The sequence below is a fragment of the Pseudoalteromonas sp. 2CM36K genome, from assembly GCF_023161865.1.
Lineage (GTDB): Bacteria > Pseudomonadota > Gammaproteobacteria > Enterobacterales > Alteromonadaceae > Pseudoalteromonas > Pseudoalteromonas tetraodonis.
Genome location: NZ_JALNTK010000016.1, coordinates 42,607 through 56,132 on the forward strand (window position 1 = coordinate 42,607; position 13,526 = coordinate 56,132).

The 13,526-nt window shown below is 40.0% G+C and carries 14 protein-coding genes and 1 pseudogene; 2 read left to right on the forward strand and 13 right to left on the reverse strand.

The window, feature by feature from the left end; translation table 11 throughout:
• Positions 1-56: 56 nt before the first annotated feature.
• From MTN97_RS11190 to MTN97_RS11220, 7 genes and pseudogenes are all read right to left on the reverse strand, one after another.
• Positions 57-2,630, reverse strand: a complete 2,574-nt coding sequence (locus tag MTN97_RS11190) for a M1 family metallopeptidase (RefSeq protein WP_138627619.1) — start codon at positions 2,628-2,630, stop codon at positions 57-59.
• 113 nt (positions 2,631-2,743) lie between these two features.
• Positions 2,744-3,424 (reverse strand): hypothetical protein, encoded by a 681-nt coding sequence (locus MTN97_RS11195; protein ID WP_069440107.1) that lies wholly within the window; start codon positions 3,422-3,424, stop codon positions 2,744-2,746.
• A gap of 89 nt (positions 3,425-3,513) precedes the next feature.
• Positions 3,514-3,864: a DUF2750 domain-containing protein gene (locus MTN97_RS11200; protein WP_013464070.1), complete on the reverse strand. Its 351-nt coding sequence runs from the start codon at positions 3,862-3,864 to the stop codon at positions 3,514-3,516.
• Between the two features lie 11 nt (positions 3,865-3,875).
• A pseudogene (locus MTN97_RS11205) lies at positions 3,876-4,193 on the reverse strand (glutathione S-transferase family protein); the annotation flags it as partial.
• A 301-nt stretch (positions 4,194-4,494) separates the two neighbouring features.
• Complete coding sequence (locus MTN97_RS11210; protein WP_248474416.1) at positions 4,495-4,773, reverse strand: glutathione S-transferase family protein; 279 nt, start codon at positions 4,771-4,773, stop codon at positions 4,495-4,497.
• A 69-nt stretch (positions 4,774-4,842) separates the two neighbouring features.
• Positions 4,843-5,124 (reverse strand): peptidylprolyl isomerase, encoded by a 282-nt coding sequence (locus MTN97_RS11215; protein ID WP_008114778.1) that lies wholly within the window; start codon positions 5,122-5,124, stop codon positions 4,843-4,845.
• A 76-nt stretch (positions 5,125-5,200) separates the two neighbouring features.
• A complete protein-coding gene (locus MTN97_RS11220) occupies positions 5,201-5,770 on the reverse strand; it encodes a glutathione peroxidase (RefSeq protein ID WP_138627708.1) in 570 nt (189 codons plus the stop codon).
• An 88-nt stretch (positions 5,771-5,858) separates the two neighbouring features.
• Between MTN97_RS11220 and MTN97_RS11225 the strand changes: the two genes are divergently transcribed.
• Positions 5,859-6,347 carry a GNAT family N-acetyltransferase gene (locus MTN97_RS11225; protein WP_013464075.1) on the forward strand — a complete coding sequence of 163 codons (489 nt, stop codon included), beginning with the start codon at positions 5,859-5,861 and terminating at the stop codon, positions 6,345-6,347.
• 311 nt (positions 6,348-6,658) lie between these two features.
• On the opposite strand, the gene tnpA is transcribed toward MTN97_RS11225, so the two are convergent.
• The 6 genes from tnpA to MTN97_RS11255 all read right to left on the reverse strand — a co-directional run bounded on the left by tnpA (position 6,659) and on the right by MTN97_RS11255 (position 12,208).
• Entirely contained in the window at positions 6,659-6,895 is a 237-nt protein-coding gene (tnpA, locus tag MTN97_RS11230) for an IS200/IS605 family transposase (RefSeq protein ID WP_069440111.1), read from the reverse strand.
• 235 nt (positions 6,896-7,130) lie between these two features.
• Positions 7,131-8,264 (reverse strand): tRNA epoxyqueuosine(34) reductase QueG, encoded by a 1,134-nt coding sequence (queG, locus tag MTN97_RS11235; protein WP_248474417.1) that lies wholly within the window; start codon positions 8,262-8,264, stop codon positions 7,131-7,133.
• A gap of 70 nt (positions 8,265-8,334) precedes the next feature.
• The gene (locus tag MTN97_RS11240) at positions 8,335-9,555 is read right to left on the reverse strand and encodes a methyl-accepting chemotaxis protein (protein ID WP_248474418.1); all 1,221 of its coding nucleotides are present in this window, start codon (positions 9,553-9,555) and stop codon (positions 8,335-8,337) included.
• A gap of 58 nt (positions 9,556-9,613) precedes the next feature.
• Positions 9,614-10,318 (reverse strand): glycerophosphodiester phosphodiesterase, encoded by a 705-nt coding sequence (locus MTN97_RS11245; protein ID WP_069440113.1) that lies wholly within the window; start codon positions 10,316-10,318, stop codon positions 9,614-9,616.
• A complete protein-coding gene (locus tag MTN97_RS11250; RefSeq protein ID WP_036981361.1) occupies positions 10,315-11,181 on the reverse strand; it encodes a DMT family transporter in 867 nt (288 codons plus the stop codon). Before MTN97_RS11250 ends, MTN97_RS11245 begins: the two co-directional genes overlap by 4 nt.
• 166 nt (positions 11,182-11,347) lie before the next feature.
• Positions 11,348-12,208 carry an IS982 family transposase gene (locus tag MTN97_RS11255; RefSeq protein WP_036981709.1) on the reverse strand — a complete coding sequence of 287 codons (861 nt, stop codon included), beginning with the start codon at positions 12,206-12,208 and terminating at the stop codon, positions 11,348-11,350.
• A gap of 391 nt (positions 12,209-12,599) precedes the next feature.
• Here MTN97_RS11255 and MTN97_RS11260 point away from each other — a divergent pair, with 391 nt between their 5' ends.
• Complete coding sequence (locus MTN97_RS11260; protein WP_171034746.1) at positions 12,600-13,334, forward strand: enoyl-CoA hydratase/isomerase family protein; 735 nt, start codon at positions 12,600-12,602, stop codon at positions 13,332-13,334.
• Positions 13,335-13,526: the final 192 nt, after the last annotated feature.

Genomic DNA, 13,526 nt, shown 5'->3' on the forward strand with positions numbered 1-13,526 from the left:
GCAAAAGGTGCAAGATAAAATCTTTAACCCTTAACCCTTAACCCTTAACCTTTAGTTTATTTACTATTTAAAAAGCTATTGACTGATTTCAGTTCGCGGTTTTTAAGTGCAATACAGTCATTGGTGCTCTCTGCAAGTTTACTTAACGTACGCGCATAACCGGGTACAGCTTCCAGTTTAGCGTCAAAGAAACTTTGCGTTGTAGCTAAACTGTCAGCGTCACAGCTGGCGGTAGTAAAGTAAGGTAAGTTAGGCACAAAAAATGGTGGCAAACTTGCTGTTACTTTATCGTAGTTGCTATAAATCCAATCAATAAACAGTGCTTGGCGTTCATCGGTGTAACTTTGACCCGATAAAATAGTACGCATATCAGAAGCCGTTACTTCGTCTGTTAAGCTATACGCCAGTACCGCTTTTTGTAGTTCAGGTTTACCAAAGTAACCCATTGCTGCCAGCATATTGGTTCGCACTTGTGGATCTTTGGTGGTTTTAAAGGTTGTCATAAACTGATCTAGCAACGCCTTATCCCCATGAAAAGCCGCAAGACGTAAATAAGTAGCTGCTAAATAAGGGTCTACCTTTTGTGGATCGTTTAGGTAAGCTTGTGTTTGCTGTTTGGCTTTATTGATCACATTTTTATCTTCACCATCAAATCCTAAGCGTGATACCACCGCGGCACGAAGTTGAGCTACTGCGCCATCTTCGCCCATTTTTGCTTCTAGGCCATATTTTTTAGCGGCAGGCATCACCGCATTTTGAATAAACGTAGGCCATAAATCTTTATTGCTATCGTCTTTAAAAGTACGCTGCTGTGACGCTAAATAACCTAAAGCAGTATTAGCCACGCGAGGATGACTATCGCTGGCAAAAACTTCAAGCGTTTGCATCAGCTTAGCCGCTGAAATGACACCGGCATCAAGTAGGGCATCTGTTGCCGATAATAGGGCTAAGCGTTCACGGTCGTTTAATACCGTAGCTGCATTATCTATTAGCGCATTAAATTGCGCATCATCCATTACCCAACGGTAATAACCTAGCGCGCCTTGATCTGGATAAATCCACTCTGGTTCAAAGTCTAATGCTAGCGTTTGGCTTTGTTTATTTAATAATACATTGGCTGTTTGTACTTTATCGCCAGCACCATATTTAATCGCAACCGGTACATTCCACAGTTGAGCAGGGGCTTCAACACCGGCATTGGCAAAACGACTTTGCGAAATCGTAATGCTCTTACCTTGCTGCTTAACGTTAATTAGCGGGAATGACGATTGTTCAATAAACGATTTTAAAACGCTCGCTACATCTTTATTTGAAGCCTTACCAAGTGCTTCCCATAAATCGGCAGCTTCTGCATTTTTATAGGAGAATTCTTTTAAGTAGTTCTGAATACCAGCTTGAAATGCCTCTTCGCCAATCCAGTTTTCAACCATCGCCAGTACTGAGCTGCCTTTGCTGTAGGCAAGGCCTAAACCATCCATAATATCGGCTTCGGTTTTAATTGGTTTACGAATTGGCTTAGTGCTTAAACGTGCATCTAACGCCATTACGTTGTTTTGTGGTAAATCTAGGTGTGATTCAAACTCAGGATTAAGCTGCTTAGTAATTTTTGCCGCCATCCAGCTTGCAAACGCCTCGTTTAACCATAAGTCGTTCCACCACTTCATAGTCACTAAGTTACCGTACCATTGGTGAGCTAATTCATGGGCAATAATAGAGACATTACGTTGTTTTTTACTACGCGTTGCAGCTTCTAAATCAACCAAAAGAATATCTTCGCGGTAAGTCACTAAGCCTGAGTTTTCCATAGCGCCAAACGGAAACTCTGGAACAGCCACTGAATCTAGCTTTTTATATACATAAGGAATACCAAAGTAGTCTTCAAGTGCGCCCAGTACTTTAGGCATGTTCTCTTTTGCATATTGCGCTAAATGAATTTTACCTTGTGGGGTGATCACACGCCCAGGAATAGGCATGCCTTTAATTTCTAGCTCTTCAAATGGACCTACAGCCATAGCAACTAAGTAAGATGGAATTGGTGGCGTTTTATCAAAGTAATGGGTGGTCATATCGCCATTCACCGTCGTTTTTAGCTCAGGTGTATTTGAATACACTTTTTGTGAGGTGGGGGCGGTAATGGTTAACTGAAACGGAATTTTATAGCTTGGTTCGTCAAACACCGGAAATGCACGGCGCGCATCACTCATTTCAAATTGCGTGAACAAGTACGGAACGCCTTGATCTAGGGTTTTATATAACCCCACACTCTGGCGGTTATAAGGCGCTGAAAAATCTATTTTTAAGGTGTATTTACCTGGCTGAATTTGCTCTTCACAGCTAAATTTAACTTTACCTGTTTTAAGCATTTCGCTGTTTAAATCACAGTTTTGCTCACCTAGTAGTTGCACCATTTTAGTTGCATAATCAACACCATTAAGTTCAATGTAGTGTGTTGGTTTGAGCACTTCTAAGCTGATCTCGGTCATTCCTGTAAAGGTATCCTGACTTGGGTCGAGCGTTAAAGCGACTTTTTGTGAACTTGGCTTTGCGAGTTTTTCAATGACGAATTCGTTAGCGTGAGCAGCATTCATCGCAAGCGCAACACTCACGGTTAAGAGGCTTTTTAAAAACATAGTTATCCCTAGATTTTTTGTTGTTAGAAACAGTCATATAGACGGCTCTTCATCTTAACAGCTTTTTTATTAGAGTAAGCGCAGATCGCTAAGGAAAAGAGTAACAAAGTTTGTCAGTGGCTATCTCGGGCTAAAAACCGCTGCCAATGAATATGGGAATTGATAACCCGGATCTGTTGTAGCACCTTATTTAACAAGGCTATATCGTTAAAGTTATCATGGGGGTAATCATTAAAGCCCATTAAGTAATTAAAGCAGTCTTTGTTGCCTGCTTGCAGGGCATAAATACGAATTTGCTGTTCAAAGTTAAGCCGTAAACTACTAATGGCGGTTTTCATACCGAATTGATCCACCGAAGGAATTGCACATTTTTGCAAATATCCTGCGCGTTCACCCTCTCCTGAAAACCATATGCGCACTTTTTCGCTATAGCGCCCTGTTTTAGCGGGAAGATCAAACATTAAACGGGAGTGGTTTTGCGCTTTTACATAAGCTAAATAGTCATTAAATCCGGCACTAATAAGGGCATGATGAACAGGCACTAAACGTGGCTTAATTTTACCGTGGGTATGAAAACTAAAACAGAGTATATTATTTTTAAGTATTAGGTCATCAAGGGTTAAGCAGCCAATTTCATCACTGTAAGCGCCACTGTAATAAGCAATTAAGGGCAGCCAAAAATGCCAGTGTTTAGCTTGTTCGCGGGCAAGCCGTGTATCACTATAAATATATCCGTTATAGAGCGTATGCAGCTCCATAGCTGAAAATGGACGACGACCAAGATGGGTTTTCAACGTATTACCTTGACAGTTTTTATTATTTTTATACCCCAACTAACCATTGCTGTTAGTTGGGATAATGTCAGCAAACTAACGCCTAAAACTTATTCGCTTAGCGCGCGAGCTAAACCAACTGGTTCAATTTCTACACACACCTGATCGTCATTCCAATTTAAGCCAACCAGAGCATCATCAGATTTAAGGTCTTCAACCCAATCATCTAAAAACTCATCAAGGTTTATTTCTACAGGGCTGTAGTCTTGCCACTCTTCTTTACATTGTGCTTGTGCTGCGTCTTGTGATTCCCACAGTAAAAGTACATCGGTGTCATCAAACTGATTTGACTCACATACAACAAAGCCACCATCATCGGCACCCAGTGCCCAGATCTGCTCACTAACACGTACTTTTTCTACAAAGCTAACTAGTTGTGATTCAATTTCGATATCGCTCATGTATCCACCTTTTAAAATTTAAGTCGAGGGTTGGTATTTTTAGCCGCTTGACGCTGACTAAACGCTTCATAAAACTTAACTAATTGCGGCTGCGCGCTAAAATCAGTGAGTTCACGAAAGCATATCCAATCAAGTAAGCAGTATAAACTGATGTTGAGGCATTCACAGCTTTTAAATTCATCATCGCATAAATGATCATTTAAATAGTGTAATGTTTGCGCAACTCGCTCATTTTGCAGATTAAAAAACAGCTTATCGGCTTGCGTATCAAATCCAGAACGTTGGCATAACAGTAATTCAACCAATGAATCATTGCAGGCATTGATGCTAGGGCCTGTTGACCTTTACGGATTAAAATTTCTTCAAACTAGGGGCGATTTAATCGCGGCGCGAGGTTTGTAACCTAGTGGGCTAAGTAAAAACCGAGCAAAGCTTCCGCGTCCTGCTCACGCCCCTTACCTACATCCATGTAGGCAACAAAGAGTTAATCGCCCCTAGGCAGAACCCTTCGGGCAGCGCCTGTTTGGCATTAATGCTACGTTATCGCCTATTTATGGGGAATAACCACACCACATAGGCTCTGCCTTGCCTAAATACCAAACAGACTGCTGTAAATTTAACCTTGAAAGATCAACAGGCCCTAATTAAAAAGTGCTCTTGAGGCCATGTAAGTGGGGGTTGCTTGGTTTTTTCAAGTAAATAACGCAGTATGGTATTTGAATCACTTAGGGTAAGCGTGTCATCGACCAATATAGGGATTTTGGCTGCTGGATTTTTTGTGACTACCAACGGCCGATCGTCTTTAGAAAAAATATCTAGATTAATAAATTCAAGCGCACAATTGTTTTGTTCTGCCCAGATTCTAACGCGGCGAACATAAGGGGAAGGAATAGAGCCAAATAGTTGCATAATGGGGCTTTTGCCAACTCCACATAAATAAAAAGCCGCTGATGCGGCTTTATTAATAAATCGATTTATTTACTCTGAGCGGCTGGTTACTTCTAATAAATGGTAACCAAACTGTGTTTGTACAGGGCCTTGTACTTGATTTAGCGGCGCTGAAAATACCACCTTATCAAATTCAGGCACCATCATACCTGGGCCAAACTCACCTAATGCACCACCATCTTGACCTGATGGACAATTAGAGTGCAGTTTAGCGAGTTCTGCAAAGTCTTCACCTTGCTCAATTTTATCTTTAAGGTCTAAACATTGTGCTTCACTGTCTACGAGTATGTGCCTTGCACTTGCAACTGCCATAAGTTCTCCTACCTGTAAGTTTAGTTTTTTAAATTTGATAGCAACATCTTAGTAAGGTTAAACTGAAAACACAAAGTTAAAATGCACTTTTGATTGCGCTTTCTAGTTTTGCTGAATCCGGTGCTACGCGGCTGTTAAAGCGCGTAATCGTTTTGCGATCGGCCGATACCACGTATTTATAAAAGTTCCAGTTTGGTGAACTGGTTTGAGCGTTTAAATGCTTAAAAATAGGGTTTGCGTCACTACCACGTACTGCGCTGGTGGCCAGCATAGGGAAGGTAACACCATAATTTACATAACACACTTTTGCGGTATCTTTTTCATCGTTCTCTTCTTGAAAAAAATCATCTGATGGAAAGCCTAATACCACCAAGCCTTCGTCTTTGTATTTATTATAAAGTGCTTCTAAACCTTCAAATTGCGGCGTAAAACCGCAGTTACTCGCAGTGTTAACAATTAAAAGAGGCTGGTTCTTAAAATCACATAAGTTAATGGTTTCAGTTGAGCGCAACTTTCTAAGTGAAACATTCGTGAAGTCATTGCAGGTGTTTGCATCTAATGAAGGGGTGGGCAAGTCTGCGGCATATGTATTTAGCGAAACATAACTTAACGCGAGGGTTAAACCAAGTATTATTTTTTTTATCATGCTATTACCTTAAGTGCGTTATTAGAGTACTTATGTAACTTATCATACGCTACTATAGGCTAATTTGATCAATTTTACTTTATTTTCTATGACTATACGTTTAGCAAAACCTGATGATTTAACTGCCATTGTTGCTATTTACAATGAAACTATCCCTAGTCGAATGGTCACCGCCGATACCGAAGAGGTAACCGTCGCTGATAAACAACCTTGGTTTGATAGCCATACTGCTCAACGGCCTATTTTTGTTTACTGTGAGAACAACCAAGTATTAGCGTGGCTTAGTTATAAATCGTTTTATGGCCGCCCAGCTTACGATGGCACCGTTGAGTTAAGCATTTACATTACGGCAGCAGCCCAAGGAAAAGGGTTGGGTAAAAAGCTGATGCAATTTGCACAACAACAAGCCAAGCAGCTTAATATCGAAGTATTACTTGGGTTTATTTTTAGTCACAACGAACCGAGCATTAAATTATTTAAGCATTTTGATTTTGCAGTATGGGGAGAGCTGCCTAACGTAGCAAGAATGGACAATCAGCTGTACAGCCTAACTATTTTTGGTAAGCATTTAACCTAGTACCATAACAAAAGGAAGCAAAATTCACTTTTACGTAGGTGATTATGCTAAACCAAAAATTCTAGACTATGCTGAAAAGATGTTTAATTAACTCTTTAAAGTGTGTCTAAATGGCGAGAAAAATACTTATTATTGATAGCAGTAGCATGATTGCTATGCGCTTAAAAGTGTTATTAGAACTAATTGGCTGCCAACCGATGTTGTATCGATAGTTGTTGAGAAAGCGACTTCTCAATCATTTTTTTATCGAAATTTTCCGAGAAAACCCATTGTTCGACGCGAAGCGGCGTCGATGGGATGAATCGGAATAGTTAGCCCTGCTCTTGAATGTATTTTCGAATTGTATCAGCAGCCGCATTTCCAACAGAGCAAACAAAATATCCGTCAGACCAAACTGTCTTTTTAACCCAGAATTGCTTTTTAAACCATTTAAATCTCGACCATAGACTTTGCGTTGTAGATTGTTTAATTCTCCTAACGTAACTCGCAACGCTGATATTTGGAGAAATCGTTAGCAATATGTGTATATGATCTTTGTCCACCTCCATCTCGGATCTGTACTTTAATTGTGGCTTCTCATTTACTCCTCATTTTCTTCTCTGTGTTAAATCAGATATTAGTAAATTATGCACAAAGAGGGCAAAGAGCTCGTAAAGAGAGTGATTACAGACAAAGCTTAAAGGTGCGGGTTACGGGCTGCGAGGCGCGGGGTAAATTTCTTGCTACGATTAGGTAGATAGCTTGTATCAGCGACATTATGTCGCGTTCTTTTAGGCAATAGGCTTACGCGTCTCTGGGTAGGCCTTTTTCAACAATCCGTATTAGCCGTGCTGTTTTGCGCAGCTTTTGTCTTTGTTTATCATGTTGCTGGGTAAGTGCCCATTCTATGTGCTCATTCACCATGTCACTGACTGTTTTGCGTTTATCTTCAAGTGCATGAATAATCGCTGGGCTAAAATCTGCGTTGCCTAAGCCAACCGCTATATTTCGTAACCAACGCTCATGGCCAATGCGCCGAATAGGGCTGCCCTCGGTATTTGTTAAAAAGGTAGTTTCATCCCAGGCAAATAACGCGAGTAAGTCTTTATTTTTTAATTGCGCACGGGGGTGGAAGTCTTGCTCGTCGGTAATTTGTCCATAGCGATTCCATGGGCACACTAATTGGCAATCATCGCAACCATAAATGCGGTTACCCATTAAGGTTCGGTATTGCTCTGGAATAGCCCCTTGATGCTCTATGGTTAAATACGATATGCATTTACGTGCATCTACCACATAAGGTTCTACAATAGCGCCGGTAGGGCAAAGGGTTATGCAGGCAACACATTTACCACAACCTTCGAACGTGTTTTCATCATCAATAGGCAGTGGTAAATCTACAAATAACTCGCCTAAAAAAAACCAAGAGCCCGCCTCTTTATTTATCAGTAAAGAATGCTTTCCGCGCCAGCCTAATCCCGCTTTTTCAGCGAGTTGACGTTCAAGTATAGGGGCTGAATCAACAAAAGGCCTAAAGCCATAGTCACCTACCTGCTGTTCAATTTTTTTACCTAATTGCTTGAGCCGATTACGCATTAACTTATGATAGTCACGGCCAAGCGCATAGCGGCTGATATAGGCTTTCTCGGTATTTTTAAGGTTTTTGGCAAAGCCTGAATCTGGCGGCAGGTAATTCATTTTTACTGAAATAACTCGTTGCGTGCCAGGGACTAGCTCGCTAGGGCGGGCGCGTTTCATTCCATGTGCAGCCATGTAATCCATTGAACCATGGTACCCTGCATCAAGCCAGCGCTGAAGCTGTGCTTCATGCTTAGTTAAATCAATGTCAGTAATGCCCACTTCACTAAAGCCAAGTTGTTGGCCCCATAATTTTATTTGCTGGGCTAGCTGTTCATAGTTTGGTTTTACGTCGCTCACATACTTCACACAGTTAAATGACAAGCCGCTTAATTTAGCATAATCGCGGCTTGGGTGAAATTGTTATTGCCTAATCTACAAAGCGTTTTAACTGTTGTTGGGTTTGTTGGCTTAGCTTTTGTGATTGTTCAGAATCATGCAGTGCTGTATCTATTTGTTGCTTGGCTTGTTCGCCTAGCGCCACAATTTGCTCAACCGATTCATGCGTTTGGTTTTGGGTATCTTCGAGCAAGTGTACTGCATTGGCTATTTGCTGCAATTGTTGTTGATTATGTTCAAACTCATTGAGCATTTTACCAAACCCATCAGAGGTGGTGTTAATTGATGTTTGCGCATTATTTGAGTGGTTTATTAATTGCTCTGACTCTTTATTCGTTTCATTAACGAGCTCATTCATTTGGGTAATAAAATCACTAATTTGGCGTGTTGCGTCGCTTACTTTAACCGATAGGGTACGAACTTCATCGGCAACCACGGCAAAACCTCGCCCCGCTTCACCAGCGCGTGCTGCTTCTATGGCTGCATTAAGTGCTAATAAGTTAGTTTGATCCGAAAACTCTTCAACCATTTTTAAAATACTGCGAATGTTTTCGCTGTTCTCTTTCAAGCCCGCAATCGTTTTAGAAAAACTACCCAGCATTTCATTAATAAGCCTTACCTGCTCAACTAGTTTTGATAGCTCACCAGCAGAGAGCTTTACAAAATTAAGGTGTTCATTATTGACCTGATGTACGTTATCAGTGTTGCTTACTATAGCCTGCAGGCTTTGGGTAATTTGGTTACTGGCATTAATAATGGTGTGGCTTAAATTAATTTGCTGCTCACTCAATTGTTCAGTGTGTTGCATTGATTGCGTTACTTGGCTGTTACTCTGCACACTCTCTTGGGCGCTGGTATAGGTAGTGCTTAATAAACTATTTAAATGGGTAGTAAATTGATTGTATTGCTCACTTAAGTCTCTAAATTCATCAAACGTGAAATGGGGTAATTTGGCTGCTAAATTCGCATCTTGTTGATTAATATTAATGAGCGTATCGCGCATTGCTTTTACCGGGCGCACAATTAAAAAGCGCATATAAAGAATAGTAAAAATAAAGCCTGCAATAATAAGTAGCGCAAGTACCCAAAATAAGCCAGTGCTTTGCTGGTTTTCGGTTAAGTTACTGTGCAACCAAAACAAAGTAATGGCTTGAAATAAAAAAACAAAACTTAAATTCCCAACTATTTTTCGGGTTAAAGTATAAAACAGTGTTTGTTCTAAAAAATTATAAATACGCATGTAGCTACTCATTAAATAGTGGCCTACTAAATTATTGTTTTTATAGCATAAATGGCAATTAAATAATTAGTTATAGTTCATTTAATTGCGCTAAATAATGCTTAGTTCGTTCAGGGTCGTTAGTAAAAATACCATCAACACCACAGGCAAGCATCAGTTTAATATCTTCGACTTCATCTACGGTGTAAGCAAATACTTGTAAACCGCGCATTTTGGCATCGTCAACAAACGGTTTGTTCATAAAGTTTTTGTCAATATGAATGCTATAGGCCTGTAAGTCTTGTGCAAACTTTGCATACTGCAATGGAATTGATGCAGTAAGTGCGCCAATTTTAAGCCACGGTAAACGGCTCTTTAGCCAGTGTAGTTGATGATGATTAAATGATGAAACTAAAATATTGTCTGCGGTTATTTTTTTGTTCGCAATGTTACTTTCAAGCACGGTTACAAACTTTTCAAGTTCAAAGGTATGTTTTAGCTCTAAATTGAGTAAGGTTTGGTTATTATTCCAGTTTATTAATTGCTGCAAAGTAGGGATTTGTTCGCCATTTCCGGCATCAAACTGTTTAATTTGCTGGGCACTAAAGTCGCACACTTTGCCTTTGCCATTAGTGGTTCTGTCGAGGTAGGTATCATGAATAATAACGTAATCATCAAGCGCGCTTTGTACATCAACCTCAATGCCATCTACATTCGCTTTTAACGCCGCTAAAATGGCGCTTTGCGTATTTTCGGGGAAGTGTGTGCTTGCGCCTCTATGTGCAAATATTTTCATGGCTGCTTTTTCCGTGAAATTGACCAAGTTTCAAAGCACGCAGCACTAACAATCAGTGCGCCACCAATCAGGGTCATCACTGAAGGGCGTTCGTGCAGAATAATTATAGCCAGTATTGTGCCATAAAGAGGTTGTAAGCAAGAAATCAATCCAGCGGTTGCTGCTGATAAATGTTTTAAACTCGCTGCAAATAACGAATGCGGCATCGCAGTAAACACCACACCGGCAATAAGCAGCAATATTAAATCAGTATCATTAATTTCTGTTATGGGCACTTCAATAAAAGCACATAGCATCAGGCTTGCGACTAAGGTTTGGTAAAACATGGTTTGCGGTCCACCATACTCGCTAAAGTAGCGTTTGTGGGTAATATTACGAAGAGCAAAAAATAATGCTGATACCACGCCCGTCAAAACACCTAAAGTGATGTCATCGCCTAAATTAACGTTAGGGATCAATAAATAAATGCCAAAAATCACCACCACAGCACTTATTATATCTTTTGTTTTGGGCTTACTTTTATTAAATAGGGGCTCTAAAAATACCGTGATCACGGGATAGGTAAAAAAGGCTAACATGCCCACGGTAATTCCCGCCAATTGCATGCCTGCAAAATAGGTTACCCAGTGAATACCTACGGCAATGCCTAATAAAATGGCAATCACATAATCTTTAGCGCGATGCAGCTTAATTGGTTTTTTTTGCAAAGACAGTAGCACACAAATTGCCAGCCCAGCGATAGCCGCACGATAAGCGGTAATATCTAATGCACTCAAACCAATTAGCTTTGCGAATAAGGCGGTGCCGCCAAATAAAAGTACGGCAATGTGTAAGTAAATTAAGCTTTGTTGTTGGGACTGCATTAAGTTTCCTGGTCACTTTTTTTGGCTATATTAGCATTGCTTTTACACTCAGAAGATGAATTTTTCTATTTCATGACAAATGTCAGCCAAGTTAATGACACTTCACACTATTATCTATTTATCCACTGGCATAGTTACCTTACTTAACCTCAGATCTGCATAAGAATTAAAGCCGAGTCACTTTTATACTCGGCTTTTTAGTCTGAAAAGTATAGGCTATTAATCCAGCCATTAAATTAACCATAAATGAGATGCAGCTGCGGTGCCTTGTGTGGTCTATTTGAGCCATATTTTTCAGCTGGTCGAAAACTGTTTCGATGATGAAACGCTTTGATAACATCGCTCTATCCCAAGATGATATTGGCTGACGTTTCATATTACTTCTTTGACCTGTAATAAAATCAATACCTTGCTCAGCAAGTTCCGCTTTTAAGTTTGCAGATACATAACCTCTATCAGCGTATAAACTACCTGCAACATTATCGACCATATCTAATACCGGCTGTCTATCATCAACATTCCCAGCTGTCACTTTTACAGCTAATAAACCACCTTCATCATTCATGATGAGGTGAAGTTTAAAACCATAAAACCAGCCCATTGTTCCTTTGCCTCGTTTGGCTTCTCCTGCAAAAACTTGGTGACGAGGAATACGCATGTTGTGACACACCTTGAGAGAAGTGGAATCGATAAATGCAATGCCTGTTGGTTTATCAAAGCGCTGCTTCAGATAGCTACACAGAGCAGGTAACGTGGCCTGAAGTAACTTCAACATACGTGTATAACTGACTAAATCAGGGAAATAATGTCGCCAATACTGACAAACAAATTTGGTGTAGTAAGTTTTAAAATCGCGATAACCTGATTGATGAAAAGCAATTAATATAGTCATCACTTCGCTAGAGGATAGTCGAGATGGCTTAATGCGTTGCTTTTCACCTGATTCTATTAGGTGTTTAAGCCATTGAGGTTCAAACAATAAACAAAAATCATCGACATCTACGTAAATTGCATCTAAGTTATTCATGCCCTTGCCTCGGTAATCTTATGTTTCTTGGTCGAAAGATCTGATCACCGCAAGGGCATTTAGTTCCATTTCTTATGTGCAGCTCAGGTTACTTATATTGGAGGGTGTTATGAATTCTTTAATTTTAACAAGCTTAAGCATTAGCGATTTTTTAGCAGTTTCGCCGTAAACCCTCGCCCGATCCGAGGGCGGGGATATAAGAAACACTAAGTTTTACTATCACTTATGTCGATTGTTTTATGTTCGTATGCATTTTTATGTTATTTGTATTTATCGAAATTTTCCGAGAAAACCCATTGTTCGACGCGAAGCGGCGTCGATGGGTAGTTCACAATTATAAAAGTAATGAAAAGTGCTAAAAGCGCAGCTAAAAGCACTAAATGAGGGTCTAATGACAGCATTAATAGAAATTACCACGCAAGGAAGCACGGCTATCCTTACTATGAATACAGCAGAAAACCGCCATAATCCAACCTTTATAAACGAGTTTAATCAACACCTAGATACGATTGAGGCTAACGAGCATTTTAAAGCGGTGGTGCTAACCTCAAGTAGCGATAAAAGTTGGTCGTTAGGCATTGATCTACAGTGGATGGCCAACCCTGACAACACACCACAAATAATTGCCGATTTCATGAACTCGATAGGTGCCTTGTTTAAACGTATCGTTACTTTTCCTATGCCTATTATTGCCGCGCTAAACGGCCACACTTATGGTAATGGTTCGGTGTTGGCATGTGCCTGTGATTTTAGATTTATGAAATCAGACAAAGGCTTCTTTTGTTTCCCCGAAGTCGATGTATTAGTGCCGTTTGTACCGTCTATGTTTCCTATTATTAATAAAGCCATAAATCAGCAGTTTTTTAATCGTTTAGCCATGACCGGTGAGCGTGTTGATGCGCAAAAATTATTACAACATAACGTAGTAGAGGCCACCTTTGCTGATGAGCAAGCCTTGCAAACGGGTGTGTTAGAGTTTGCGCAAAGCTTTAATAAAAATCGCTGGATATACTCTCAAAATAAAAGCCAAATGAACAAACCAATACTCGATGTTATGGCTGCACAAGATGCGGCTTTTATTGAAAACATCAGCGCGCTATTGTGGAAGAAACTACAGCAAAAGTAAGCTGTTTTTATAAAAGTGAGTAAATTAACTACAGTTAATTTACTCACTTTCATGTACATTAATTAAGTAGGTGTTAAGTGTTATTTAGCTACATTGCTACAAAATGCAAAAGGTAATAACGCTTTATTAAAAGTTTAATGGCTTTTACCTGTCTCATTGCGAGTATATGAGTTAAAATACTTACATAACCAA

Bases quoted from the DNA above. Each gene is read 5' to 3' on its own strand.
- MTN97_RS11215 (WP_008114778.1), bottom strand. From the start codon at position 5,124: ATGGCAGTTGCAAGTGCAAGGCACATACTCGTAGACAGTGAAGCACAA.
- MTN97_RS11255 (WP_036981709.1), bottom strand. From the start codon at position 12,208: ATGAATAACTTAGATGCAATTTACGTAGATGTCGATGATTTTTGTTTA.
- MTN97_RS11220 (WP_138627708.1), bottom strand. From the start codon at position 5,770: ATGATAAAAAAAATAATACTTGGTTTAACCCTCGCGTTAAGTTATGTT.
- tnpA (WP_069440111.1), bottom strand. From the start codon at position 6,895: ATGGAGGTGGACAAAGATCATATACACATATTGCTAACGATTTCTCCA.
- MTN97_RS11240 (WP_248474418.1), bottom strand. From the start codon at position 9,555: ATGAGTAGCTACATGCGTATTTATAATTTTTTAGAACAAACACTGTTT.
- MTN97_RS11210 (WP_248474416.1), bottom strand. From the start codon at position 4,773: ATGCAACTATTTGGCTCTATTCCTTCCCCTTATGTTCGCCGCGTTAGA.
- MTN97_RS11245 (WP_069440113.1), bottom strand. From the start codon at position 10,318: ATGAAAATATTTGCACATAGAGGCGCAAGCACACACTTCCCCGAAAAT.
- MTN97_RS11250 (WP_036981361.1), bottom strand. From the start codon at position 11,181: ATGCAGTCCCAACAACAAAGCTTAATTTACTTACACATTGCCGTACTT.
- MTN97_RS11260 (WP_171034746.1), top strand. From the start codon at position 12,600: ATGACAGCATTAATAGAAATTACCACGCAAGGAAGCACGGCTATCCTT.
- MTN97_RS11200 (WP_013464070.1), bottom strand. From the start codon at position 3,864: ATGAGCGATATCGAAATTGAATCACAACTAGTTAGCTTTGTAGAAAAA.
- MTN97_RS11190 (WP_138627619.1), bottom strand. From the start codon at position 2,630: ATGTTTTTAAAAAGCCTCTTAACCGTGAGTGTTGCGCTTGCGATGAAT.
- MTN97_RS11225 (WP_013464075.1), top strand. From the start codon at position 5,859: ATGACTATACGTTTAGCAAAACCTGATGATTTAACTGCCATTGTTGCT.